Genomic DNA, 25,492 nt, shown 5'->3' with positions numbered 1-25,492 from the left:
GTCGCACCTTGGGGGCGAGCAGATCGGCGGTTGATATGGCTCAGAGCAACTCGGAAGCCTGTGGCGCTACTACCAGGAGCAGTCCGCGCAAGCCAGACAGCACGAGAATTTTCGGGCGACCGCGTCACCACGCTTAGCAGGAGTGCGGCTGAGGCGTCCGACGTTCCCGCCGGGATCGTCCTAGTGTTCCTCAGCGTGGCGGGCACCCTGCTGAGCCTCAAGCCATCCATCCGTGGAGCTCGGTCGAGCCTTGACGAGCGGTAGCGCCTGACATGCGAAATGCCGACCACTGGTCAAGGGTCCGCCTCCACCGCTAAGTTCACGACATGGTCGCTTTCCAGACAGTGGTGAGCGGCGCTGGAATATCGAGATCCTGGCCATCCGAGCTGCCCGACGGCGACCAACTGGCGGCTTTGGCGTGGCGGCTGGTGGCGGATCGCGCGGAGGCGCTCTATCCCCGACTCGGTGCCGTTATCGGCGAGGCGGAGCGGCGCATCGCGAGCAGTGCTGACGGGCTACGACTCGAGCAGTTGATGGCAGTGATGGCCCGTGACGTCCCGCTGGATGTCCTGGCGGGCGTGTACGGAGTGATGGATGATGCGCTGCCGAACACCGACCATCGGACTCTGGTGTCGGCCGGGCGCGTTGATCACTTCACGTTGAACATGGATTCGCTCCTGGAGCGGGCCGCAGAAGGTGCGGGCTCGATCATCTCGCTGGTGCACCTGCATGGCATCCACTTCGATCCGAGTTCGATCATCACCACCATCGAGCAATACCTGGACGGACTTCCCGAGCCGCTCAGCTCCGCGCTGGCGGAGGCGCTAACCGGGCGGGAGGTTCTCGTCGTCGGGTACAGCGGACGGGACCGAGATGTGCTGCCGATGTTTCTCCGGTATCCCCCTGCGCGGCTCACATGGCTCGTTCATCGCCGCGATGGCGAACCAGAGATGGACCGCGACCATGACGAGGACCTCGAGCCCGAGGCCGCCGAGATGTTGGCCCGGTTACGCGAGCGAATTGGGCCCGGGCGCGTGACGACACCCCGCGCTACGCTCAGCGAGATGCTGGAACCGCCTCGTGCGGCGTCGACCCATCGCGGCGAGGAGGAGCGGCGGGGCGGGCGTGCCCTAACCGCGTGGAGTCTTCCGGGTTCCGCTTTGGAGAGGATCTCGAGCGTCGACCCTTCCTGCATCCTGATGGCCGTCGGAGCCGTGATGCTCGAAGTCGGGATGTACTCGGAAGCGCTCGGCCCTCTTCGGCGAGCACGGCCCCGACCAGCAGATGCGCGGATCCGTCGGCGCAAACAGATCGGACGAGCACTCGCAAAGACGGGCCAGCCTCGGCGCGCTCTTTGGAGCTTCATGGCCCCGATACCGAGGGTCTCACCGGTGAGGCAGGTGATGTCGATGCTCACCGAGGTCGCGAATGTTGCAACCGCTGCAGGCCTCCCTGCGCGCGCGATCTCGCTTGATCGAATGATTGTGGACTCTGCGGAGCCCTTGCGGCGTGCTGCGCTGTTGGCGCGCAGTCGGAGAGGTCAGCGGATGAACCTCCAAGGTCACTTCGGGGCTGCGCTCGCCGAGTTCGATCAGATCATCGACGCCGAGGACGCCGATCGTCTGGCCGGTCTGTCCCAGATTGTCGATGCACTCACATGGGCTGCGGATGTGGAGAAGGTCCGAGGAAACTATGCGGCTGCTCTGGACCGTATCCGCCGGGCCGAACTGGAGGTCCCGTACTCAAATCGTTCTCAGCGTGCGTGGGTGGCGTGGAAGAGAGCGGAGATCAGGATGTTGTCCGGTCTCGACCCGCGTCAAGCCGAGGAAGAGCTGGTCGACGCGGCCGCTCTCGCCAAGAGCTCGGGCGACCGCGCGGCGGAGTACTGGGCGACGGTCACTCTCGCTGGGGTGCGGGGCGCCGATCCCGAGACTGGTCTCCGCACGCTTCGCCAGGCCGAGGCGCTTCAGCCGAGCCCGCGTGCAGATGCGCGGGTCTATCTGCTGCTCCAGCGTGCTGAGATAGCAAGGGCGAGCGGCGCGCTTGAGGATGCGGCACGTGATCTCTTGCGGGCGCGCGGCATCATCTCGAATCGGAGCCGTCTCCCGACCGGATATGCCAGTGCGTCTCGAGTGATTGACCTCATCGAAGCAAAGATCGCCTTCGCCCGCGCGGACCCCGGGGCTGTTGCGTCGCTTGCGAACGCTGCGGCAGCTTTCGATGCCCTGGAGATGCATGGCGCTGCGTCCCACACACGAATATGTCACGCGGAGGCTGCAGGAGTCAGTATCAGTGACGCCGAACTCGGCTCATGGGCGGAACGGGGCTGGCGACTCGAGGCAGAACTGGCTCGTCACCCGTCACCCACTGCGGCGTTGTGGCAGCTCATTCTCTGACCCGCGTCGCGCGTTCCAGCAGCGTCAGCACGTGCTCGAACGGCTTGCCGGATGCGCGGGTCATGCCGAGCTCGCAGGTGCGGTTCGCCGAGACGTAGGCGGCGTAGTCGCGCTCGGCCAGCTCGGCCGCCTCCGGCGCGGTCGCCGATGCGGTGAGCTCCGGGTGCAGCAGGCCGCGGTCGCCGGCGAAGGCGCAGCACCCCCACGCGTCGGGAACCACGACATCCGGGGAGAGGGCGCGCGCGATGCCGACGAGGGCGTCCGTGGTGCCGAGAGCGGTCGTCGAGCAGGTGGGGTGCACGGCGACCGACTCGACCGCGCGGGTCACCGTGAGGTGCCCGAGCAGCTCGTCGCGCACGAACTCGGTCGAGTCGATGAAGCGCAGCCCCGCGTACTCGCTCCCCGCAGCGGCGGCGATCGTCGCCATCGTCTCGAGGCCTTCGGTGCAGGATGCGGCGTCGCACACGATCGGCAGCTCGCCGCCCCGGCTCGCCTCCCAGAGCGCGGGCAGCACGCGCTCGCTCATCGACTGGTATCCGCCGGTGAAGCCCTTCGACTTCCACGGGGTGCCGCAGCAGAGGCTGCCGATCCCGTCGGGGATCACCACCTCGACTCCGGCGCGCGCCGCGAGTCGCAGGAAGGCATCCGCCGATCCGAGCGGGCGCTCGTCGCCGTCACCCCCGGGCTCGGGGCCGAACATCGTGCCGATGCACGCGGCGAAGAACACCGCCTGCGCCGCAGGCACGGGGCCGGTCGCGCGTGGCCGCGGCTGCCCTCCGCGCGGCAGGCCCGAGTCGTAGCGGGGCACGGTGTCGGCACCGAGAACGGCGCGGGCGGCGTCCGTCACTCCCGTGACGAGCGGCGCGGGGAGCACATCGGCGATCGTGAGGGCGATGCCGCCCGCTCGTGTCGTCGCACCCCACGCGCGCGCCGCCGCGCCCCACACGGCGGCAGGGACCGCGGCTCGGTTCTCAGCGCGCAGGCGCCGCACGAGATCGCCGGTGTTGATGTCGACCGGGCACGCGACCGCGCACATGCCGTCGACGGCGCAGGTCTGCACCCCGTCGTAGTCGTAGTCGGCGCGCAGCGCGGCGGCGAGGCGATCGTCGCCGTCCGCCTCCGCGATCGCGATGTCGCGCCGAAGCCCGATGCGCTGCCGCGGCGTGAGGGTGAGATCCCGGCTCGGGCAGCTCGGCTCGCAGTAGCCGCACTCGACGCAGCGGTCGACCTCCGACTCCACCCGAGGCAGTCGCTTCAGGTGCTGCAGGTACGAATCCGGGTCGTCGCTGATGATCACCCCGGGGTTGAGAATGCCCTGCGGATCGAACAGCGCCTTGATCTCGCACATGATCGCGTAGAGCTCGTCGCCGTACTGCCGGTGCACGAACGGCGCCATGACCCGGCCGGTGCCGTGCTCGGCCTTGAGCGACCCGCCCACCCCGAGCACGAGCTCCACGAGTGCGTCGGTGAACGCGCGGTAGCGCTCGACCCCGTCGGCCTCCGTGAAGCGCTCGGTGAGCATGAAGTGCAGGTTGCCGTCCTTGGCGTGGCCGAAGATCACCGAGTCTTCGTATCCGTGCTCGTCGAAGAGCGCGACGAGGTGCTCGCAGGTCTCGCGGAGGCGATCCACGGGCACGACGATGTCTTCGAGCAGTGCTGTCGAACCCGAGGGGCGGGCGCCGGCGATGGCGGGGTAGAGGCCCTTGCGCACGCGCCAGAGCGCGGCGCGCTCGGCGGCATCCCGCGTCATCCGCGGCGCGCCCGCGAGGTCGAAGGATGCGAGCAGCACGGCGACCTCGGCCTCGCGCGCGGCGAGGGCATCCGGGTCGGTGGCGTGCAGCTCGACGAGCAGCGCCGTGTGTGCCGCGACCGAGAGCCCCGCGATCGCCTCCGGCACGTCGGCGAGTCCCTGGGCCACGGCGAGCGAGCGCGCATCCATGAGCTCGACCGTGGCGAAGCCGGCCTCCACGAGCGCCGGGATCGCCTCGGTCGCCCGGTCGAGGTCGGGGAACACGAGCAGCCCGGTCGAGATCGACGGCATCACCTCGACGGTCGCGAACGTCGCCTCCGCGACGAACGCGAGCGTGCCCTCGCTGCCCACGATGAGGTGGCTCAGGATGTCGATCGGCCGGTCGAAGTCGAGCAGTGAGTTCACCCCGTAGCCCATCGTGTTCTTCATCGAGAACTGCTGCCGCACGCGCGCGACCGCCTCGGGCGAGTCGAGGAGGCGACGTCGCAGAGCCGTGAGCCCCGCATGCAGGGCTGGCGCGGATGCCGCGAGCCGTTCATCCGCGTCGCTCGCGCCCGTGTCGAGCACTGTGCCGTCGGGCAGCACGACGATCATCGATTCGAGGGTGCGGTAGCTGTTCTGCGTGATGCCGCACGCCATGCCGCTCGAGTTGTCGGCGATGACTCCGCCGATCGTGCAGGCGATCTCGCTCGCCGGATCGGGGCCGAGTTTGCGGCCGTGGCGCGAGAGCCGCGCGTTCACCTGCCGCACGGTCGCGCCCGGCTGCACCCGTACCCGCGCCCCTGCGTCGAGCACCTCGATCCCGCGGAAGTGCTTTCGGGTGTCGACGAGGATGCCGTCGGAAACGCCCTGCCCAGAGAGGCTCGTGCCGCCCGAGCGGAACGCGATCGGTCGCCCCGCCGCGGTCGCTGCCGCCATGATCCGCCGCAGCTCATCGGTGTCGCGCGGGGTGGCGATCGCCTCGGGGATGAGCGAGTAGTGGGATGCGTCGTGCGCCATCGCGTAGCGCTCGATGGTGCGCCCGGTGACCTCGACGCCGTCGAGGAGCACGGGGTCGAGCGGGGTGGCGACGGTGGCGGGACTCATCGTGCTCCTTCGCAGATTGTCCGACAAGTCTACTGAACTGACGGCAACTATCCTGATGGCCGGGAGGGCTGCGCGATGGCGATTCAGGTGACCGGCGTGGTGGACGCGGTGGCGAACGAACTGCGCGCCGCCGTGTTCGACGGCGAGCTGGCGCCCGGCTCCCTCGTGACGGAGGCGTGGGCAGCCGAGCGCTTCGAGGTCGCCCGGTCGAGCGCCAAGGCGGCCATCGAGAAGCTCGTGGCCGAGGGGCTGCTGCAGCGCACCCCGCACCGCAGCGCGCGGGTCCGGCCGCTCGATGAGGCATCCGTGCGCGACATCTACCGCACGCGTCGACGCATCGAGGCGGAGGCGCTGCGCGAGCTCGCAGCCGAGCGACGGGTACCGAGCGCCGCGCGCGAGGCGAACGACGAGATCGCCCGGCACCTCGGCGGATCGTCGATCGACATCGTCGACCCCGACATGCGCTTTCACACCGAGATGGTCGACGCGATCGGCAGCGAGCGCACCTCGCGGGCGTACCACGCGCTCGTCGCCGAGGTGCGGATGTGCATGGCGCAGGTGCAGGGGCGGCGGCTGATCCCCGTGGATCAGATCCTCGACGAGCACCGACGGATCGTGGAACTCGTCGCGGCAGGGGACGGCGAGGGTGCGGTTGCCCTGCTCGCCGAGCACCTGGGGCGTGCGGAAGAGCGCCTCGCCGCTGCGATCTCCTAGCCGCTAGGTCGCTGGCCGGATCAGATCGGTCCGGCTCACCCCTGACCTGGCGGGCAGAGGCCCGCCGATCCCGTCAGCGAGTGGATGGCCTCCGTGGGCGCGGCGGAGCTGATCGCGATCTGCGCGGCATCGGCAGCCCAGGCGGCGACGTCGTCAGGGTCGGCGGAGCCGACGTATCCGACAGCGATGCCGCTTCCCTCGACCGTGGGGCCGGCCTTGACGATGGTGAACCCCACCTCGTCGCCCTGGTCGTACTTCGCCCGGAAGAGTCGAGTGACAGCGTCCGTCATCTCAGCGAGGCTGTACCGGGCCGGGTGGATCTCGACGTCGAAGCGGCTCGGCACCTCTGCCAGGTAGTCGGCGATACGCGAGCCGGGCTCGCCGACCCAGTACACGTCGATCGTGCCGGTGGTGATGCCGACCCTCATGCCCGCGAATCCGTCTCCGGCCTCCGTTGGCGAGCCCTCTGCCCCCACGAGATCACTGAGCCCGTCCGCGATCTGCTCGAGCGTCGGCTCGTCCGGCGGCACGTCGTCAGGGTCGGTGCTCGTGGGCGCGTGGTCGCCCGCGGCAGGCGGCGTTCCCGTCGCGCCGTACGCGGCCACCGCGCCACCGACTCCCGCGGCGGCCCCCACGAGCAGCAGGGCGGCGGCACCGAGAAGACGCACGGCGGGGGATCGTCGATCGGTGGCGATGTGGCCGATCAACGCGCCGCGGATCGCCTCCGCGCGCGACGGAGTGAAGTCGTCGTCCATCAGGTGCCTCCTTCGGGCGTAGGCCGGGTCTCGCTGAGACGTCGTACGCGATGTCGGAATCTCGACAGCCGCATCTTCGCGGCCGACTCGCTGAGACCGAGCGCCGACGCCGCCTCGCGCACCGTGAAACCCTCGAGCGCGGTCATCGACACGAGGTCCGCGTCGGTGCGGGAGGCGGCCGCAAGGGCGGACCGGATGTCCGCCGAACGATCGTCGACCTCGTGGCGCTCGGCGGGGTCGGTCGCGGGCTCCGGCGCCGGAAGGCTACTGAGGAGACGCTCGTACCGGCGACGTGATCGACTCGCGTTCCTTGCGACGTTCCGCGCGGTGACGATGAGCCACGGCAGCAGCGATCCGTCCACGAATCGGGTCGACGCCCGGCGCCGCCACAGCTCCAAGAACGTCGCCGCGGTGAGGTCTTCGGCGTCCGCGCGATCGAGGCCCGTCGAGCGTAGGTGCCGGAAGACCCGAATGTGATGACGGTCCCAGATCACGCCGAAGGCGCGGGCGTCTCCTCGAAGCACCTGCGCCCACACGTCGCGATCGTCGTTCTCCACTACTGAAGAATGTCCGAATCCCCGGGATCGGTCACGTCCCGATCGGGTGGGTCGTAGCCGCCTCAGCCCAGGGCGTCGACGAGTCCCTGGCGTCGCTGCGGCATCGCGCGTGACGTGGTGTCCCACACCTGCGTGATCCGGTCGGTGTCGAACCGCGGCCACCCGGGGTCACCCGTGCGGATGAAGCGCACCCAGGCGGCGTGCATCTCGCGGGCGAGGTCGGCGGGGGCATCGGTGCCACCGAGCGCGACCGCATCGTCGGTGTCGAGTGCATCGAACACGAACCCGAGTTCGACCGCGTGGGCGGCGCGCAGGTCGCGCACCGGGCTCTGCCAGGCGAACTCGTACACGTAGGTCGGAGTGCGGCGGGTTCGCGCCAGGCGGGTCGCGGGCGCGCGAACCAGCTTCTCGCCGAGCAGCTGGCCCAGCACCTCGCCGGGGTTCGCGTCGGGGAACGCGGCGCGGGCCTCTCTCGCCGCCCGCGCGGAGATGCGGAGGGCCAGGCGCCCCGCCACGGCGGTGAGTCCGCGGATCTTCTCCAGCGACTCCGGCCGGAACCAGATCCGGTATTCGTCGGTGTTCGTGCCGATGAGGATCGGATGCGGAAAGTCCACGAGCGCGTCCCGCGGAGCCTGCGGCAACGTCGCGGGGTCGAGTGCGAGCGAGAACGACGCCGTCGAGCCCGAGAGGAGGGAACCCCCTCGGTTGAGCTCGGCGCGCGCGCGGATCAGGTCCTGCGGCGGGACGGCGCTGAAGGCCTCGCGGGTCGGACGGATTCCAAGATGCTGGGCGATCGCGGCCGATGCGCGCCCGGCGCGCTTCGGGGGATCCGCGTCGAGCGGGCCGGATTCGATGATCGCGCCGACGATGAGTTCGCGTGAGTCGGGGCGCGAGGCGAGCGCCGCCACCAGCAGCCCACCCGCGGATTCGCCCATGAGCGTGATGTGCGACCGATCGCCCCCGAACGCCGCGACCTCCCGGTGCACCCACTCGAGTGCGAGAGCCGCGTCGAGGAGGCCGAGGTTGAGCGGGGAGCCCTCGAGCACGCTGAAGCCTTCGATGCCGAGGCGGTAGTTCGCCGAGACGAACACGATGCCTTCGCGCGCGAAGGTCGACCCGTCGTATCCGGACTGCGCGGAGGAGCCCCGTTCGAGAGCACCGCCGTGCAGCCACAGCACGACGGGTGCATTCGCCGCGTCGGCCGGGGCCCACACATTGACGGTGAGGATGTCGTCGCCCTCGATCACGACAGAGTTCAACAGCTCGGCGATGTCGCCGCCGTAGGGCGGCTGCGGAGCCGTCGCTCCGAATCGCGTCGCGTCTCGCACACCCTCCCAGGCGTCGGCAGGCTCGGGTGCGGCGAACCGTCGCTCATCGAACGGCGGCTTCGCGTACGGGATCCCGAGGAACCTCCGGATGCCGTCGCGCTCGCGTCCGGCGAGTGCGCCGGTCGTCACGCGTGCCTCCGCCGCCCGGTCGGTGTCGTCCCCTGTGTGCGATGTCACGCACCGAGCCTAGGGGGGCCGGCTTGCCGCGGCCTGTGGGGGCGGGCGATGGCCGCCGCGCTCCGAGGAGTCGGGATGCGCTCTACGGCATGAAGGTGCCGCCGTTGGCATGGAGCACCTGACCGGTCACGTACGCGAAGGCATCCGACGCGAGCAGCGCGATGAGCTGCCCCATCTCGTCGGCGGTGCCCATGCGTCCCGCCGGGATCTTCTCGGCGAGCGCCTGAAGCGTTTCCGGGGAGTTCGCCTCCCGAGGTTGCGCGGTGTCGGTGAGGCCCGGGGCGAGCGCGTTCACCCGGATGCCGTGGGGGGCGAGCTCGAGCGCCATCGTGCGAGTGAGCGCGTCGACGCCCGCCTTGCTCGCCGCGTAGTGGGCGCCGAGGGGCTGGCCGCGCACGGCCGATGACGAGAGGTTGACGATCGAGCCGCCCTCGCCTCCGGCGATCATGGCGCGCGCTGCCGCCTGCCCGACGAATGCCGCGGACCTGAGGTTGACGGCCAGCACGCGGTCCCAGAGCTCGTCGTCGATGTCGAGGAAGGCGCGCCGCGGGAAGACACCTGCGTTGTTCACCAGGATGTCGAGCCGACCCCAAGCGTCGACGCAGCTCTCGACGATCTCCGAGGCTGTCGGCACCCGAGCGAGGTCTCCGGCGATCACGAACGCGACGCCTCCGCGAGCACGGATCTCCTCGGCGACGCGGATGCCCTCGGGCTCGTCGAGCACATTGAGTGCGACTCGCGCCCCCGCGTCGGCGAGAGCGATCGCCGTCGCTCGGCCGATGCCCTGTTGGGCTCCGGTGACAAGGGCGGTTCGCCCCTCGAGCGGCGGTGCGATGTGCCGGGGTGATGGGGCAGAAGGGCTCACATTCGTTCCGATCATTTGTTACAGCTGGGAAAACTTCGGCCAAAAGACTTGCTGTGCAAACGTTCTTTCAATCTACTTGTGAAAGAACGTTTGCACGGGAGGTCAAGTGAAGTTGGCAATGGTGGCCACGGGGGGCACGATCGCGTCGCGCAGCGACGGACGTGGCGCACTCGTGCCGGTGATCCGGGGAGCTGAACTGCTCGCCGGGGTGCCGCTCGCACCCACGACCACGGTCGAAGTGGTGGACCTCGAACCGGTTCCGAGCTACGCCACGACCCTCCCCGCGATGCTCGCCGTGGTCGATCGCATTCGCGGTCTGCTCGACTCCGGATGCGATGGCGTGGTCGTCACCCACGGCACGGACACTCTGGAGGAGATGGCCTTCCTGACCGCCATGCTGCTGCCTCGCGATGCGGCGGTCGCGCTGACCGGAGCCCAGCGTCCCGCGAGCGAGACCGACACCGACGCCACGCGCAACCTCAAGGATGCCTTCGCCGTCGCGTGCAGCTCCGTGCCCGTCTCGGTGGTGATGGGCGGCCTCGCGATCGCCGGAGCAGAGGCCCGCAAGGTGCACAGCTCCGCGATCGACGCCTTCTCGGGAGGCCCTGCCGGCGCGCTCGCGCTCATCGACGATGGCGAGGTCATCCGCCTCTCGAGCCCCCTTCGCGGCGCGGTGTTCGCCGGGACCTCCGACATCGCGATGCCGCGGGTCGACATTGTGAAGGTCGGCGCCGGGTCGAGCTTCGAGCATGTGGAGGCCTCGATGGCCGCCGGTGCCCGAGGCATCGTCCTCGAGGCGATGGGTCGCGGGAACCTGGGCGACGGGGCCGTCGAGGCGGTCCGCGACGCCGTCGCCGCAGGAGTCACCGTGCTCCTCACCTCGCGAACGGGCGCTGGCGTCGTGCGCCCCGCCTACGGGCTCGGGGGTGGAGCCGATCTCGCCGCGGCGGGCGCGATCTTCGCGGGAGACCTCACCACCTCGCGTGCACGGGTCGCCTTGTCGCTCGCTCTCGGGTCGCCCGGTCTCGGGTCGCCCGCCGAGATCATCGAGCGCGTCTGGAGGGGCGCATGACCGCCGCATCGGCCATGGTGATCCGGGAGTGGGGTGGACCCGAGGTGCTCCGGATGGAGGCCGTCGAGATCCCGGACCCGGCACCGGGCCAGGTGCTGCTCAAGGTGCTCGCGGCATCCGTGAACCACCTCGAGCTCGAGATCCGCGCGGGTGTCTCGCGCATGCCGATCTCGCTTCCGCACGTGCCGGGTCGGGAGGTCGTCGCCGAGATCGCGGCCGTCGGAGACCCGGAATCGCCCTGGGAGCCAGGATCGCGTGTCGTGCTCCTCCCGCATGTTCCCTGCGGGGCCTGCGCCAACTGTCTGAGCGGCGCCGCCAACATCTGTCTGAACGGATGGATGCCCGGCATCCATGCCTGGGGTGGTCACGCCGAGTACATGCTCGCCCCCGAGCGGGGCCTGCTCGCAGCTCCCGATCTCCCGGTCGAACTCGTCGCCGCCCTCCCGATCTCGTTCGGCACCGCGTGGCGCGCGCTTCACGCGACCGCGCAGGTACGAAGCGGGGAGTGGGTCGCTGTCGCCGGAGCGAGCGGCGGACTCGGGCACGCCTGCTTGCAGGTGGCTGCGCTTGCCGGCGCCCGCCCGATCGCGCTGGTCCGCGACCCGAACAAGGCCGACTTCGTTCGTGCCTGCGGGGCGGTGGAGGTGCTCGTCACGAGCGAGACCGACTGGCCGGAGCGCCTCGTTGCCCTCACCGACGGGGGCGTGGACGTCTTCATCGATCATGTGGGCGGGTCGAGTCTCGAGGGCGGCGTCGCGGCTCTCGCCGATCGCGGTCGCCTCGTCGTCGCCGGCGGGCACGGTGGGGAGTTCCCCGCGCTCGACGTGGTGCAGGTCTTCCGGCGAGAGCTGCGGCTGCTGGGGGTGCGCAGCCAGCGCCCCGACGACGTGCGCGCCGTGCTCGATCTCGCGGTCGCCGGTCGGTTGACGCCGAACATCGCCGAGGTCCTCCCCCTTCGTGAACTCGCACGCGCGCATGAGCTGATCGAGAGCCGGTCGGTGACGGGAAAGGTGGTGGTGCGGCCGTGACGGACGCGGTGGAGAAGGCAGGCGGTCCCACGCGGGACTTCACGGGCTACGGTCCGCAACCCCCGAAGGTCGAGTGGCCGGGCGGCGCGCGCGTGGCGGTGAGCCTGTGCATGAACTACGAGGAGGGCGCCGAGCGCAGCATCCTCGACGGGGATCCGCGCAACGAGTGGGTCGGAGAGATCGGCTACGTCCCGGAGGATCAGACGGCGCGCGACCTGTCCCAGGAATCGGTGTACGAGTACGGCAGCCGCGCGGGCATCTGGCGCCTGATGCGCCTGTTCGAGAAGACGGGCACCCCTGTCACGTTCTACGCGGCCGCTCAGGCCCTGCAGCGAAACCCCGAGCTGGCCCGGGCGATCGTCCCCGCGGGCCACGAGGTCTGCGGGCACGGACTGCGCTGGATCGAGCCGACCTCGCTGACACGCGAGCAGGAGCGCGAGCAGATCGCGGAGGCCGTGCGCATCATCGAGGCCACGACCGGATCCCGGCCCGTCGGCTGGTACTCGCGCTACGCGCCGTCGGTCAACACGCGGGAACTCCTCGTCGAGCACGGCGGGTTCCTCTACGACTCGGACGCCTACAACGACGATCTGCCGTACTGGGTGGAGGTGACGGGCACCCGCCATCTCGTCGTCCCCTACACCCATACCTACAACGACGGACGGTTCGCCTTCACGCCGGGCTACAGCGAGCCCGGCGACTTCTTCGAGAACTGCCGTCGGGGCATCCAATACCTGATCGAGGAGGGTGAGACCCACCCGAAGATGATCTCGATCGGTCTCCACGCGCGCCTCGTCGGGCAGGCGGGCCGCGCGTCGGCGCTCGCCGATCTCATCGACTGGTGCAACTCGACCGGTGCCGTCTGGTTCGCCCGACGCAGTGACATCGCAGAGCACTGGTCGTCTCTCCATTCCGACGCCCCGACCCTGGGAGGTGGTTCCTGATGCGCGTCGATATCGACGGGATCAGCAAGTCGTACACGGATCCTGCGGGCAACCCGCTGCACGTCGTGGGCGGGCTCACCGCCTCGATCGAACAGGGGGAGTTCGTCTGCATCATCGGGCCGAGCGGCTGCGGGAAGTCGACGCTCCTCGGCATGCTCGGTGGCCTCCTGCCACCGGACGAGGGCGCGATCCGGTTCTCGGGCACCCGCACCGCGACCGGCGAGATGACCTCGATCGTGTGGCAGGACCACGCACTCATCCCCTGGCGCTCGATCATCGACAACGTCGCCTTCGGGCTCGAACTGCGCGGCATGGGCCGACGGGAGCGCAAGGAGATCGCACAGAGCCACCTCGAGACGATGGGCATCGGCGCGTTCGCGAACGCCCGACCCCAGCAGCTCTCGGGCGGCATGAGGCAGCGAGCGGGCATCGCCCGAGCGCTCGCGAGCGATCCCGAGGTGCTGCTCATGGACGAGCCGTTCGCGGCCGTCGACGCTCAGACGCGCACCCTCCTGCAGGAGGAGCTCCTCGCCGTGTGGGAGAGGCACCGCAAGACGGTCGTGTTCATCACGCACGGCATCGAGGAGGCGCTTCTGCTCGCGGATCGCGTGCTCGTCCTCAGCGGCCGCCCGACGCACGTCGTCGAGGACCTCCGGGTGCCGTTCCCCCGACCGCGCACGGCCGACATCGCCCAGACCCCGGAATTCGGCGAACTCAAGCAGCACCTCTGGGAGCGACTCCGCGACGCGACTCGTGCCGCGGAGTGGGCCGAGGTGGAAGGAGCAGGATCATGAGCGTCTCGACCTCCACGTCGACCGTCGTCGAATACACCCCCGATCGGCGAGCGCAGCGCGGTCCCGGCCGTGTGTTCCAGGCGCTGTCGAGCCCGTGGGGCAGCCTCGTGCCCGTCGTCGTCCTGCTCGCACTGTGGCAACTGGGGTCGGTGGTCGGCTGGATCGACAAGACCTTCTTCCCGCCGCCGGTCGACTGCTTCACAGCGCTCGTCAACCTGATCACCCACGGAGACCTGCTGGTCAACATCGGCATCACGATTCAGCGGGTGCTGTTCGGATTCGCGCTCGGCGTCGTCCCTGCGGTCGTCGTCGGCATCACGATGGGTCTGTTGCCGTGGGCGCGGGTCGTGGTCGACCCGATCATCTCGATCCTCTACCCCATCCCCGCTGTCGCCCTGCTGCCGCTCCTGCTCGTGATCTTCGGTACCGGCAGCACTCCGATCGTCGTGCTGGCAGGGATCATCTCGTTCTTCCCGACCGCCGTGAACTCCATGGCAGGCGTGCTGCAGAACGACCGGCGTCTCACGCAGATGGCGCGCAACCTCGGATCTTCTCGGGGGCAACTGCTCGGGAAGGTCGTTCTTCCCGGGGCGCTGCCCTCCATTTTTGCCGGCATCCGTCTCTCGGCCGGACTCGCCCTGCTCGGTGTCATCGCGGGCGAGTTCCTGGCCGGTTCCGACGGGATCGGCTCACTCACGTGGCAGTACTGGCAGGTGTATCAGATCACCAACATGTACGCGACGCTCGCCGTGATCGCGGCGATGGGCTTCACCTTGACCACCGTGACGCTGCGCATCCAGCGGCGTTACTTCAACTGGACGGAAGGAAATTCATGAGATTCACCAAAACGCTCGCTGCACTTACCGTCGCGGGAGTTCTTGTCACCACGGCGGCGTGTGCCTCAGACACATCGCCGAGCGCTGAGTCGGGCGGCGTCGACCAGGTGACTGTCAACGCCCTCAAGATCGTCGGCATGGGGCCGGTGTTCATCGCGGAGGACAAGGGCTTCTTCGCGGAACAGAACATCGAGAACACCTACACCGACGCCGACATCTACGCGCAGATGGCCGTGCAGAGCCAAGGCAACCTCGACGTCAACATCCCGGGTCTCGGCGGGGCGTTCTTCAACGCCATCAATCAGGACCTGAAGCTCGCCGCCGTCGCCGACCGCAATCAGTACACGTGTACGGCCGACAGCATGCTCGTCGTGCGTTCCGACCTCTACGACTCGGGCGTCGACTCGGTGGCCGACCTCAAGGGCAAGAACGTCGCGATCCTTGCGCGCGGCTCGTCGACCGAGTACTGGCTGAGCGTCGCACTCGCCAAGGAGGGCCTGACGATCGACGACCTCGGTGCGCTCACCACGCTCGGGTTCCCCGACATCGCCAACGCACTGAAGACCGGCGCGGTCGACGCGGGCTTCCTCGCGCAGCCCATCGGATACGGTGTGCTCGCCGACGGGACGGCCAAGCGCCTGCTCGCGACCTACGAGATCGTCCCCGACGAGGAGCAGGGTCTCGTGACCATGTCGACCTCGTTCATCGAGGACCGTCCGGACGTCGCCAAGCGCTGGATGATCGCCTGGCTCCAGGGTGTCCGGTACTACCTCGACCCGGCCAACCGCGACGAGGTGGTGGACATCATCGCCGAGCACACGGGTGTGGATGCGTCGACCATCGACGCCCTCTACGGCACCGACCAGTGGCCGTACATGAACCCGAACGGCGAGGTGGACACCGAGACGGCGATGAACGAGGACGGCGCGTGGCTCGTGGACAACGGCATCGTGGAGTCGCTGCCCGAGGTCGACGCGTGGTACGACGACTCGGTCGTCACGGCGGCGCTCGCCGAGATCGGCGAGGTCGACAACACCCGTGACTGCGCCGATGTGACCAAGCTGGACGTCGGATGATCGGAACGACCAACAAGGTCGTCACCGCTCTGAAGGGGGGTGAGGTTGCCCTGGGCAGCCTCACCCTCCTCCAGGAGCCCGCGGTGGGCGAGATCCTCGGGCGCTGCGGGTACGACTTCCTCATCATCGACACCGAGCACGCGGCTGCCGACGAGCAGACCGTGCTCGCCATGGTCCGGGCAGCTCAGGCGGCCTCGGTGACGCCGCTCGTGCGGCTGCGGAACGCGGACCACAAGCAGATCCTCTGGGCGCTCGACACGGGCGCCGGAGGCATCGTCATTCCGACCGTCGAATCGGGCGATGCAGCGCGGGCCTTGGTCGAGGCGTCGTTCTACCCGCCCCGAGGCAAGCGAACGGTGTGCTCGGCGACCCGTGCAGCGGGTCACGGCACGGCGCGTGGCGACTTCTCGGAGTACCTCGATTGGGCCGCGGAGAACGTGGTGACGATCGCTCTCGTCGAGACGGTGCGCGGCATGGAGGCGCTCGACGACATCCTCGCGTCGGGCATCGACGTCGTGATGCTCGGGCGGGCCGACCTGTCGCTCGACATGGGGTTGGGCTATGCGCCGTGGCACCCGGATGTGATGGCCGCATCCGAGAAGGTCGTCGAGCGGGCTCTCGCCGCCGGGGTCGTGCCGGGGGTCCTCGCCTATTCGCCCGAGGAGGCCCGTTCGTGGATCGCCAAGGGTGTGCGCTTCGTGGCGTACTCGCAGCCCGAGATGATCCTGAGCGATACCTATCGCAGTGCGATCGAGGCGATCCGGGGAGACCGCGGATGACGTTGCTCGTGACCGGTGGTGCGAACGGGATCGGGGCAGCTGTTCGGGAGCGCGCGGCGGCCCGGGGCGAGCGCGTGATCAGCCTCGATCTCGAGGACGGTGTCGACGCATCCGACCCCGCCTCGGTGAAGGCCTTCCTCGACACGATGCCCGTGCCGGACCGCGTGGCGCACATCGCGGGCGTCGTCGGTCGGGGAGGTGTCGACGAGATCGATCTCGACGAGTGGAACCGGGTCATCCGGCTCAATCTGACGAGTGCGTACGTGGTGATGCACGAGGTCCTCCCCAAAATGGCGGCCGCAGGAGGCGGGTCGATCGTCCTGATGAGCAGCCTCAACGCGCGAGATGGCGGGACGACCATGTCGGGTGCGGCCTACGCTGCGGCGAAGGCCGGCGTCCTCGGCCTCATGCGTCATATCGCGGTGCAGTGGGGGGCGCAGGGCATCCGGGCGAACGCGATCGCGCCGGGGCCCGTCCGCACGCGGGTCCATGATCGGTTGACGCCGGAGCAGCGGGACGGCATCCTCGCGAAGATGGCGTACCCACGGGTCGCCGAACCTGAGGAAATTGCCGATATGATCCTGTTCCTGCTCTCGGATGTGTGCGCAGCCGTGACGGGGACGACGTTCGACGTCAACGGAGGCAGCCATCTCAACTGACGGGGAGTCCGCATGGCTCGGGTGACGCTACGCGATGTCGCCGCCGCGAGCGGTGTGCATTTGTCGACCGTGTCGCGGGTGATCCGTGGCGACACCACTCGTATCCGACCCGAGACGGTCGCTCGCGTGTGGAAGCATGCGGGCTCGCTCGGGTATCGGACCGACCTCTGGGCGGCGAGCCTGCGGAGCGGCCGGACGAACATCATCGGGATGCTGGTTCCGCGCATCACCGATGTCGTGTTGGCCACCGTGTTCGAGTCGCTCGAAGAGGAAGCCGCTCGCAACGACTACCTCGTGCTCGTCGCGAGCACGTGGGATGCGAGCGACAAGCGCCGTGCCGCCCTCGAGCGCTTCGTCGCCCGTCGGGTCGACGGCGTCGTGATCGCAGATGCGCAGGTGTCCGACTCCGATGTGCAGGAGATCGCGGACCGCGGCCTCCCGGTGCTGCTCGTCAGCCGCCGCACGGGCGAGCTGCCCTTCGTCAACGGCGACGACCGCGGTGGTGGAGCTCAGGCCGGCGAGCATCTCGCTCAGCTCGGGGCGCGGGATGTCGTCGTGATCGGTGGACCCGATTACGCGAGCACGTCACGTGATCGGGCCGGCGGGTTCGTCGACGCGTTCCGTCGGGCCGCCCCGGACGGCGAGGTCCGGGTGATCCCTGCGGGCTTCGATGTGGAGAGCGGATCCCGTGTCATGCAGGGGCTGGTGGAGGACGGCCGCCCCGATGGTGTTTTCGTCGTCAACGACTTCGCCGCGATCGGCGCGATGTCGACGATGGTGAATGCCGGTATCCGGCCCGGGCGCGACATCGCGGTGGTCGGATACAACGACATCCCCATCAGTTCGCGCCTGGCCACCCCCCTCAGCTCGGTGCGCGCAGACCTGCCCGCAATGGGGCGGGCGGCGTTTCACGCCATCCGGCAGCTCATCGACGGGCAGGCCGTGGAGAGCACCTTCGTCGCGACAGAGCTCGTCGTCCGGGAATCCAGCGCGGCGTTCGTCGCCCCTGTTGCAGGCTGAGCCGGCTACCGCGCCCAGGCGTGCTCCAGCGCGTCCGCCGCGGCCACCTCGAGATCCGGGATCACGCCGACGCCCTCCCAGGAGCGTCCCGTTCGCGGGCTCACCGTGTGGGCGACGGGAACGTGCACGGCCCACTCGGCGTCGAGGCGGCGCGCCTCGCGGGGGTTCGCCCCGCCGCGCGTCCGCTCTCCGATGACGCGCGCCCGCCCGAGGTCCTGCAGCACGAAGGCGAGCTCCTCGCCGCCCGAGAAGGTCGTCGGCGAGACGAGCACCGCGATCGGGCAGGTCGGTGGCAGACGCCGCGGGTGCTCCCACGGGGTCGTCCACGACTGGACGGTGAAGGTGCGGCCGACGATGTCGACCAGATGCTCCGGTTCCTCGCCGAGGAGCCCACCGCAGAGCACGGCGACCGCTTCGGGCGCGCCGCCACGACATCCGCGGAGGTCGACCACGAGGCGGTCCGCTCCCGCGACCAGCGCGATCGCCGCACGCAGCTCGGCACCGGAGTCGGCGGGGTGGCACAGGATCTCGCCGATGCGCAGCACGGTGTCGGTCGTGCGCCGGTCGATCCCGGCGATGCCGCCCGCCGTGGCGAGAGAGAGCCGTCGCCATGTCGCGCGCTCCGCCTCCGGGTCGTCGGACGCCACGGGCTCGTGGACGAGCCGCAGGTGCAGATCGCCGGTGCGCTCGTGCAGCCACGAGGTCACGGCGGCCGCGAGGTCGTCGCCCTGCTCGCTGAACGGCGTCGACCCGAGATCGGCGATCAGCGGGGCGATGCGCTCCGGCTCGAAGGTCAGCTCGAGGATGGCGAGGCGGGCGGTCTCGAGGAGCTCGCGGGTCGATGTCGTCATAGGGCCGAACGTAGAAGGGGGCTTGACCAAGCGTCAAAATCCCTTGACGCTTAGATCATGGACGCGCCCCCGATCGATGTCGACTCACCCCGGCAGGCCAAGGCGCTCGCGCATCCGATGCGCATGCAACTGCTTATGGAGCTTCCTGACGAGGGCGCCACGATCAGCGGTCTCGCCCAGTCGATGCAGACCAACAAGGGCAACGTCGCCCACCACCTCCGGGTGCTGCAGGAGGCCGGGCTGGTGCGCGTCGGGCGCACTCGCACGGTGCGCGGTGGCACCGAGCGTTACTTCGTCCGCACGATCCGGCGGATGCGGACGTCCGGCGGCGAGCAGGGGCAGCAGATCATCGCCACCCTGAGCGTGGCTGCCGCCGAGATGGCGGCCGACCGCCGCGATCCGCTTGTGCACCTCCGGCAGCTCCGCCTGAGTGCGTCGCAGGCCGAGGCTCTCTCGGCTCACCTGGAGCACATGGTCGACGGCCTGGAGCCTGCGCCGGCCGGGGCTCCGGATCACGGGGTGCTCGTCGCCGTGTACCGCCGCCCGCCGACCGTGGGGCCTGCCGTCGGCGGAGGCGCCCCGTAGGGTGGAGCGGGGCCGCAGCGCCCCGAAGGCCTCTCCGGCGCTCCGCCGCGCCGGATCCGCACCTCCGGTCCGCACCAGGGCCCGACTCCCGAGGAGGCGACCCGTGGCGGTCACCACACCCGCACGCCCGCGCGACGACGGCTACCGCGCCGACCCGTCGGTGCTCACCGCTCTGCGCTCGCCGCGCCTGCTCACCCGCGAGGTGCTCGCCGGCCTCGTGGTGGCGCTCGCGCTCATCCCGGAGGCGATCTCGTTCTCGATCATCGCCGGGGTCGACCCGCGCGTCGGCCTGTTCTCGTCGTTCGTGATGGCGGTCGCCATCGCGTTCGTCGGCGGCCGGCCCGCGATGATCAGCGCGGCGACCGGGGCGATCGCGCTCGTCGTCGCACCGATCGCCCGCGAGTACGGCCTCGACTACCTGATCGCGACGGTGATCCTCGCGGGTCTCATCCAGGTGCTGCTCGGGGTGCTGGGCGTCGCCCGCCTCATGCGGTTCATCCCGCGCAGCGTCATGGTCGGCTTCGTGAACTCGCTCGCGATCCTGATCTTCTCGGCGCAGCTGCCGCACCTCATCGGGGTGCCGTGGCTCGTGTACCCGCTCGTGGCCGTCGGCATCGTCATCCTGGTGCTGATGCCGCGGATCACGAAGGCGATCCCCGCGCCGCTCGTGGCGATCGTGCTGCTCACCGGCGCGGTCGTCGTGTTCTCGGTCAGCGTGCCGACGGTCGGCGACCAGGGTGAGCTGCCTCGGAGCCTGCCCGAGCTGTTCATCCCGAACGTGCCGATCACCTGGGAGACGCTGACGATCATCGGGCCGTTCGCGCTCGCGATGGCGGTCGTGGGGCTCCTCGAGTCGCTCATGACCGCGAAGCTCGTCGACGACATCACCGACACCCGCTCGCGCAAGTCGCGCGAAGCGTGGGGGCAGGGCGTCGCCAACGTGCTCTCGGGTCTGTTCGGCGGCATGGGCGGATGCGCCATGATCGGCCAGACGATGATCAACGTGAAGGCTTCCGGCGCCCGCACGCGCATCTCGACGTTCCTCGCGGGGGTGTTCCTGCTCATCCTCGTGGTGGTGCTCGGCGACGTGGTCGCGATCATCCCGATGGCGGCACTCGTGGCGGTCATGGTCATGGTGTCGGTGGCGACATTCGACTGGCACAGCATCCGCCCGTCGACGCTCCGCCGGATGCCGAAGAGCGAGACGATCGTGATGGTCGCCACCGTCGCCGTCGTGGTCGCCACCCACAACCTCGCGATCGGCGTGATCGTGGGTGTGATCGTGGCGATGGTGCTGTTCGCCCGACGTGTCGCCCACTTCGCCACGGTGACCCGCGAGGATGCCCCCGACGACCAGGTGCCGACCGCGCACTACCGGGTCGACGGCGAGCTCTTCTTCGCATCGAGCAACGACCTCACCACGCAGTTCGACTACGCGGGCGACCCGGAGCGGGTGGTGATCGACATGTCGCGCTCGCACATCTGGGACGCCTCGACCGTCGCCGCCCTCGACGCGATCGTCACCAAGTACGAGAAGCACGGCACACGGGTCGTGCTCGAGGGGATGAACGAGGCGACCACCGAGTTCCACACCCGGCTGAGCGGACGACTCGGCGACGGGGTTTGAGCCGCTGCGCCCGACTCAGAACCCGTAGAACGCGAAGGGGTTCAGGATCTGGCGCCCCCAGAGGTGGTCGCGGTCGATCCGGCTCATCTCCGCGAAATCGACTGCCGAATCCCAGCTTGTCCGGATCGCATCGACGATGCGCTCCACACGAGCGCGGGCATCGCGTGCCTCCAGGCCGTAGACCCGGGCGCACCCGACGAGCGCGGCGAACTGCGACACCTTGACGACGCCGTCGTGGTCGAATGCCATCGCCTGCGTTGCCATCTCCCCGCTCCGGTTGCCGGGCGCGAGGTCGTATGCGGGGGTGAGGGCGAGTGCGCCGCCGTCCCAGAAGGCGGCGTGGTTGCGCGCGTGATCGTCGCTGTTTCCGATCGCGATGTTGAAGGCGATCCTCTCGAACACCTCGGGTCCCGGGTCGATGAAACCGCTGCCGCCGAGCGTGCGGAAGCGGTCGAGGATGCCCGGATATGTGGCGTAGCGTGCGAGGTTCTCGTCCAGTTCGACCATGGTCAGTCCCGACACGACATGACGTCGGCCGCCGTCGCCCGTGCGGTCGAATCGTCGCACGAGGAGCGCGTCGCGGCCCGCGATGCGCTCCACGCGGATCTCCGGCACGCGGATGCCCGCGGACCCCGCCAGGTGCATGCACGCGGCTTCTGCGCGCACCACGGAGAAGACGGTGTCGCTCTGTGCCGACAGCTTGACGATCCACTCGAAGCCATCGTCATCCCGGGCGAGCACCTTCGGGCGGGCGCCTCCGATCGTCGTGCCGTGTTCGAGCGCGGCGGCGGCAGCCGAGTCGATAGGGAGCCCGTCCGCGAGGCGCGACGCGGCGTCGACGAGTTCGGGGAGCGCAGCAGTGTCGGCGCGGGGCACGTACTCGCGGGGGCTGGCCTGGAAGTCGAGCGCGCCGAACCGGTTGCTGCCCGAGAGCAGCAGGTACCCCAGTTCGTCGATGTCCCCGTCCGAGATGCGGTGGGTGTAGTGGATCACATTGCGTCCCCAGGCGTCGGGGCTCGCGTCGCGGAGTGCGCCCGGCAGCGTCAGCCCGTCGATCGGCTCGATGGTTCCGGCACCCAGCGGAAGCTCGGGCGCGTAGAGGCTGATCGCGTTGGAGCGCTCGCGGTAGCTCTCGGCATACGCGAAAGCGATGCGGCCATCGTCCATGGTGCGTGCGATGCCGGCGACGACCGGGCTGGTGTCGCCGGGGAGCCAGGTCCAGACGTACACCTCACCTGGGCGCAGTTCAGAAACGGTCATCGAGTTGCTCGTCTCGGTGCCGCACGCGCTCGGGGAGGAGGGCCAACGTGGAGGCCCCTTCGCGTCGCAGTCGCGCGAGTTCGGCGCGACTCTCGGTGTTGAAGAGGGGGACGCCTACGAGGAATGCCACCTGGAACACGGTTCCGATCGACGTGCCCGGCGCACCTGTCTCGATCGCGCGGATGGTCGGCGGGGACGACAGTGCCCGGTCGGCGAGCTCCCCGACCGTCCAGCTTCGTTCGATGCGGGCGACACGGATCTGCTGGCCGAGCACGACGAGCGCATCGCGTGCGACCGGGGACATCACGATCTCTCTCTTGGGCACAGTGCATTATATACTTTCTATTATTCAATTTACCAGATGCTTTGTTTTCCCCTTCTCCAGCCGGATAGCATCGTGCGCATGCCCGACCGCTCCGTTGCGCGCATCGTGATCGCCCCCGACGGATTCAAGGGCACCGCCACCGCAGCCGACGCGGCCGAGGCCCTCGCCGCCGGCTGGCGCGAGAGGCGCCCCGGCGACGAGATCGTGCTGCGCCCGATGGCCGACGGCGGCGAGGGGACGGTGGCGGCGTTCGCGGCGGCCGTGCCCGGATCGACGCGGATGCCGGTGCAGGTGACGGGACCCGACGGTGCGGTCGTCGAGGCGTCCTGGCTGCTGCTGCCCCCGAGCGGCGGCGCACCGGGAGGCACTGGTGTGGTCGAGCTCGCGTCGACGTCGGGCATCGAACTGCTCGGCGACCGGCGGCTGCCGTGGGATGCCCACACGCGCGGATTCGGGGCGACGATCGCGGCGGCGCTCGATCACGGTGTGGACGCGCTCGTACTCGGCATCGGGTCGAGCGCGTCGACCGATGGGGGTGCGGGGATGCTCGCCGAGCTCGGGGCCGTCATCGCCGGCGCATCCGGCGCTCCCGTCGCGGATGGCGCGCGGGGCCTCGCCGACATCCGCGAGGTGCGGCTCGAGGGGCTCCGCCCGGTGCCGCGCGGGGGCGTGACAGTGCTCACGGATGTGCGCAATCCGCTCGTCGGCGCCACCGGAGCCGCCGCGGTCTACGGCCCTCAGAAGGGCCTCGGCCCCGACGAGATCGCGGAGGTCGATGCGGCGCTCGCCGCCTATGCGGGTCTGTTGCCTGCCGACCCCGAGACTCCTGGAGCGGGCGCAGCCGGGGGTGTGGGCTTCGCGCTCCTCGCGTGGGGTGCGCGGCTCGTCCCGGGGGCCGACGCGGTCGCCGATCTTGTGGGGCTCGTCGGGGCGCTCGCCGACGCGGATGCGGTGATCACCGGCGAGGGTTCCTTCGACGCGCAGACCGCGTCGGGCAAGGTGCCGTCGCTCGTGGCGACCGCCGCGCACGCTGCGGGCGCCCGGGCGATCCTCGTCGCGGGGCGGATCGCGGGCGGCGCCGATGCCTCAGGGTTCGTTCGGGCCGTGTCGCTCGCCGAGCTCGCGGGGAGTCCGGAAGCCGCGATGGGCGACCCGCTGCGCTGGCTGCGGGAAGCAGGACGGTCGCTCGCGGCCGATAGTTGACATTCGTCAACGACCGGCATATGGTTGACATCTATCAACCATTGACGTGAGTCAATCATCTGCGCGGACGCCGCACCGCGCCGCACGCTCCAGAAAGAACGTCATCCGTATGTCCGCATCCGCCCCCGCGCCCGCAATGAGCCGTCGCCGTGTGCTCGAGTCCCTCTCCGGGCTTTTGCTCGGCATGTTCGTCTCGATGCTCGCCAGCACGGTCGTCTCGACCTCGCTGCCGACGATCATCCACGACCTCGACGGCGACCAGACCGCCTTCACCTGGGTGGTCACGGCCACGCTCCTCACCACGGCGATCTCGACGCCCGTCTGGGGCAAGCTCGCCGACCTCATGAACCGCAAGCTGCTGTTCCAGATCGCCGTCGCGATCTTCGTGCTCGCGACAGCCGCCGCGGGGTTCTCGCAGAACACCGACACGCTCATCGCCTTCCGCGCGGTGCAGGGACTCGGCGCCGGCGGCCTGGCCGCACTCAGCCAGGTCATCATGGCCGACATCATCAGCCCGCGTGAACGCGGTCGCTACATGGGTCTCTTCGGTGCCGTCATGGCGGTCGCCACCGTCGGCGGTCCGCTGCTCGGCGGCGTCATCACCGACGCCTGGGGATGGCGCTGGAACTTCTACGTCGCGCTCCCCTTCGCGATCGCCGCGCTCGTCCTCGTGCAGCGCACCCTGCACCTCCCCGCGCGCCCGAAGGGCACCGCGACGATCGACTATCTCGGCATCGTGCTGCTCTCCACCGCCGTCTCGCTGCTGCTGATCTGGGTGACCCTCGCGGGCAGCTCCTTCGACTGGTGGAGCATCACGACCCTGCTCATGGTGGGCGGCGCGGTCGTCGCCACGGTGGCGTTCATCGTCGTCGAGCTGCGCACGCGCGAGCCGCTCATCCCGCTGTCGCTGTTCCGTGACCGCACCTTCACGCTCGCCGTGATCGCATCGATCGCGACCGGCATCGCGATGTTCGGGGCATCCGTGTTCCTCAGCCAGTACATGCAGCTCGCACGCGGTGCCACGCCCACCGAGGCCGGCATCATGACGATCCCCATGATCGCGGGGCTCCTCATCGCCTCCGTCGGTGGTGGTGCGCTCATCACCCGCACCGGACGATGGAAGCCGTTCGTCGTGCTGGGCGGCGCCCTGTTGATCGCGGGCTCGTACCTGTTGTCGACGATCCACTACGACACCGACTTCTCGCTGGTCTCGCTGTACATGGTGCTATTGGGTGCCGGCGTCGGTCTGACCATGCAGAACCTCGTGCTCGTCGTGCAGAACTCCACCGACCCGAGCCGCATCGGTGTCGCGAGCTCCGGAGTCACCTTCTTCCGCAGCCTCGGCGGCACCATCGGTGTCTCGGTGATGGGGGCGGCGCTCGCTGCGCGCGTGACGGATCTTGTGACCGAGCGCACCGACGACATCACGGCGGCGCTCCAGAGCCTCGGCGCCGACGCCCCGACGTGGGCCGCGCAGCTGCAGTCCGGAGCGCTTCCGAAGGTGTCGGAGATGCCCGAGGCGCTGCGGGTGGTCTTCGAGGACATCTACGCCAACGGCATCTCGCACTCCTTCCTCTTCGCGGTGCCGTTCGCAGTGCTGAGTCTCATCGCGATCGTGTTCCTGCCCAACAAGCCCCTCACCCGCATGACCACCTCCGAGCGGATCAGTGCCTCGGAGGCGGACCTCGCGACGGTGTCGGTTCCCGAGGGCATGGAGGTGCTCACGGCGACGGGCAGCATCCGTGTCGTCGAGGGTACGAAGAGCGCCGACGGCGATGCGGGGCAGAGCCGCTAGGTTCGGATCG

Annotated in this window: 23 protein-coding genes; 15 read left to right on the top strand and 8 right to left on the bottom strand. The window is 69.6% G+C overall.

Annotated features, from left to right (window positions below; all coding sequences use genetic code 11):
- The first annotated feature begins 326 nt into the window (after positions 1-326).
- Positions 327-2,396, top strand: a complete 2,070-nt coding sequence (locus FVQ89_RS01685) for an SIR2 family protein (protein ID WP_147900192.1) — start codon at positions 327-329, stop codon at positions 2,394-2,396.
- Here FVQ89_RS01685 and FVQ89_RS01680 read toward each other — a convergent pair.
- Positions 2,386-5,232 carry an FAD-binding and (Fe-S)-binding domain-containing protein gene (locus FVQ89_RS01680; protein WP_147900191.1) on the bottom strand — a complete coding sequence of 949 codons (2,847 nt, stop codon included), beginning with the start codon at positions 5,230-5,232 and terminating at the stop codon, positions 2,386-2,388. The genes FVQ89_RS01685 and FVQ89_RS01680 overlap by 11 nt on opposite strands.
- 75 nt (positions 5,233-5,307) lie before the next feature.
- Between FVQ89_RS01680 and FVQ89_RS01675 the strand changes: the two genes are divergently transcribed.
- On the top strand, positions 5,308-5,946 hold the full coding sequence (locus tag FVQ89_RS01675; protein ID WP_147900190.1) for a GntR family transcriptional regulator: 639 nt from the start codon (positions 5,308-5,310) through the stop codon (positions 5,944-5,946).
- Positions 5,947-5,981: 35 nt separating this feature from the next.
- Here the strand turns inward: FVQ89_RS01675 and FVQ89_RS01670 are convergent, their stop codons facing one another.
- The 4 genes from FVQ89_RS01670 to FVQ89_RS01655 all read right to left on the bottom strand — a co-directional run bounded on the left by FVQ89_RS01670 (position 5,982) and on the right by FVQ89_RS01655 (position 9,628).
- Positions 5,982-6,701 (bottom strand): hypothetical protein, encoded by a 720-nt coding sequence (locus tag FVQ89_RS01670; protein WP_147900189.1) that lies wholly within the window; start codon positions 6,699-6,701, stop codon positions 5,982-5,984.
- Positions 6,701-7,258 (bottom strand): RNA polymerase sigma factor, encoded by a 558-nt coding sequence (locus FVQ89_RS01665; RefSeq protein WP_187264853.1) that lies wholly within the window; start codon positions 7,256-7,258, stop codon positions 6,701-6,703. The genes FVQ89_RS01670 and FVQ89_RS01665 overlap by 1 nt, the downstream gene beginning before the upstream one ends.
- A 62-nt stretch (positions 7,259-7,320) precedes the next feature.
- A complete protein-coding gene (locus tag FVQ89_RS01660) occupies positions 7,321-8,763 on the bottom strand; it encodes a carboxylesterase/lipase family protein (protein WP_255513353.1) in 1,443 nt (480 codons plus the stop codon).
- Positions 8,764-8,845: 82 nt separating this feature from the next.
- The gene (locus tag FVQ89_RS01655) at positions 8,846-9,628 is read right to left on the bottom strand and encodes an SDR family NAD(P)-dependent oxidoreductase (protein WP_187264852.1); all 783 of its coding nucleotides are present in this window, start codon (positions 9,626-9,628) and stop codon (positions 8,846-8,848) included.
- Between the two features lie 118 nt (positions 9,629-9,746).
- On the opposite strand from FVQ89_RS01655, the gene FVQ89_RS01650 reads away from it, so the two are divergent.
- The 9 genes from FVQ89_RS01650 to FVQ89_RS01610 are packed head-to-tail and all read left to right on the top strand — an operon-like array spanning position 9,747 to position 17,836.
- The gene (locus tag FVQ89_RS01650; RefSeq protein WP_147900186.1) at positions 9,747-10,700 is read left to right on the top strand and encodes an asparaginase; all 954 of its coding nucleotides are present in this window, start codon (positions 9,747-9,749) and stop codon (positions 10,698-10,700) included.
- On the top strand, positions 10,697-11,728 hold the full coding sequence (locus FVQ89_RS01645) for an alcohol dehydrogenase catalytic domain-containing protein (RefSeq protein WP_147900185.1): 1,032 nt from the start codon (positions 10,697-10,699) through the stop codon (positions 11,726-11,728). Before FVQ89_RS01650 ends, FVQ89_RS01645 begins: the two co-directional genes overlap by 4 nt.
- On the top strand, positions 11,725-12,672 hold the full coding sequence (locus FVQ89_RS01640; protein ID WP_255513352.1) for an allantoinase PuuE: 948 nt from the start codon (positions 11,725-11,727) through the stop codon (positions 12,670-12,672). Before FVQ89_RS01645 ends, FVQ89_RS01640 begins: the two co-directional genes overlap by 4 nt.
- Positions 12,672-13,466: an ABC transporter ATP-binding protein gene (locus FVQ89_RS01635; protein ID WP_147900184.1), complete on the top strand. Its 795-nt coding sequence runs from the start codon at positions 12,672-12,674 to the stop codon at positions 13,464-13,466. Before FVQ89_RS01640 ends, FVQ89_RS01635 begins: the two co-directional genes overlap by 1 nt.
- On the top strand, positions 13,463-14,302 hold the full coding sequence (locus tag FVQ89_RS01630; RefSeq protein WP_147900183.1) for an ABC transporter permease: 840 nt from the start codon (positions 13,463-13,465) through the stop codon (positions 14,300-14,302). The genes FVQ89_RS01635 and FVQ89_RS01630 overlap by 4 nt, the downstream gene beginning before the upstream one ends.
- The gene (locus FVQ89_RS01625; RefSeq protein ID WP_147900182.1) at positions 14,299-15,378 is read left to right on the top strand and encodes an ABC transporter substrate-binding protein; all 1,080 of its coding nucleotides are present in this window, start codon (positions 14,299-14,301) and stop codon (positions 15,376-15,378) included. The genes FVQ89_RS01630 and FVQ89_RS01625 overlap by 4 nt, the downstream gene beginning before the upstream one ends.
- Positions 15,375-16,157 (top strand): HpcH/HpaI aldolase/citrate lyase family protein, encoded by a 783-nt coding sequence (locus FVQ89_RS01620; protein WP_147900181.1) that lies wholly within the window; start codon positions 15,375-15,377, stop codon positions 16,155-16,157. Before FVQ89_RS01625 ends, FVQ89_RS01620 begins: the two co-directional genes overlap by 4 nt.
- Positions 16,154-16,816 (top strand): SDR family NAD(P)-dependent oxidoreductase, encoded by a 663-nt coding sequence (locus FVQ89_RS01615; RefSeq protein ID WP_147900180.1) that lies wholly within the window; start codon positions 16,154-16,156, stop codon positions 16,814-16,816. Before FVQ89_RS01620 ends, FVQ89_RS01615 begins: the two co-directional genes overlap by 4 nt.
- Positions 16,817-16,828: 12 nt before the next feature.
- Positions 16,829-17,836, top strand: coding sequence for a LacI family DNA-binding transcriptional regulator (locus FVQ89_RS01610; protein ID WP_147900179.1), 1,008 nt, complete (start codon positions 16,829-16,831; stop codon positions 17,834-17,836).
- Between the two features lie 5 nt (positions 17,837-17,841).
- On the opposite strand, the gene FVQ89_RS01605 is transcribed toward FVQ89_RS01610, so the two are convergent.
- A complete protein-coding gene (locus FVQ89_RS01605; RefSeq protein WP_147900178.1) occupies positions 17,842-18,687 on the bottom strand; it encodes a S41 family peptidase in 846 nt (281 codons plus the stop codon).
- Between the two features lie 57 nt (positions 18,688-18,744).
- Between FVQ89_RS01605 and FVQ89_RS01600 the strand changes: the two genes are divergently transcribed.
- Together FVQ89_RS01600 and FVQ89_RS01595 are read left to right on the top strand one after the other, a co-directional pair.
- Positions 18,745-19,272, top strand: a complete 528-nt coding sequence (locus FVQ89_RS01600; RefSeq protein WP_147900177.1) for a helix-turn-helix domain-containing protein — start codon at positions 18,745-18,747, stop codon at positions 19,270-19,272.
- A 103-nt stretch (positions 19,273-19,375) separates the two neighbouring features.
- Positions 19,376-20,899: a SulP family inorganic anion transporter gene (locus FVQ89_RS01595; protein ID WP_147900176.1), complete on the top strand. Its 1,524-nt coding sequence runs from the start codon at positions 19,376-19,378 to the stop codon at positions 20,897-20,899.
- A gap of 15 nt (positions 20,900-20,914) precedes the next feature.
- Here the strand turns inward: FVQ89_RS01595 and FVQ89_RS01590 are convergent, their stop codons facing one another.
- Together FVQ89_RS01590 and FVQ89_RS01585 are read right to left on the bottom strand one after the other, a co-directional pair.
- A complete protein-coding gene (locus FVQ89_RS01590) occupies positions 20,915-22,159 on the bottom strand; it encodes a type II toxin-antitoxin system HipA family toxin (protein WP_147900175.1) in 1,245 nt (414 codons plus the stop codon).
- A complete protein-coding gene (locus FVQ89_RS01585; protein WP_222706024.1) occupies positions 22,146-22,484 on the bottom strand; it encodes a helix-turn-helix transcriptional regulator in 339 nt (112 codons plus the stop codon). The genes FVQ89_RS01590 and FVQ89_RS01585 overlap by 14 nt, the downstream gene beginning before the upstream one ends.
- A gap of 78 nt (positions 22,485-22,562) precedes the next feature.
- Between FVQ89_RS01585 and FVQ89_RS01580 the strand changes: the two genes are divergently transcribed.
- Both FVQ89_RS01580 and FVQ89_RS01575 read left to right on the top strand, forming a co-directional pair.
- A complete protein-coding gene (locus FVQ89_RS01580; protein WP_147900174.1) occupies positions 22,563-23,687 on the top strand; it encodes a glycerate kinase in 1,125 nt (374 codons plus the stop codon).
- 109 nt (positions 23,688-23,796) lie between these two features.
- Entirely contained in the window at positions 23,797-25,482 is a 1,686-nt protein-coding gene (locus FVQ89_RS01575) for an MDR family MFS transporter (protein WP_147900173.1), read from the top strand.
- Positions 25,483-25,492 lie beyond the last annotated feature (10 nt).

This window comes from Homoserinibacter sp. GY 40078 (assembly GCF_008017545.1).
Lineage (GTDB): Bacteria > Actinomycetota > Actinomycetes > Actinomycetales > Microbacteriaceae > Homoserinibacter.
This window is presented reverse-complemented; position numbering and strand designations above follow the sequence as displayed.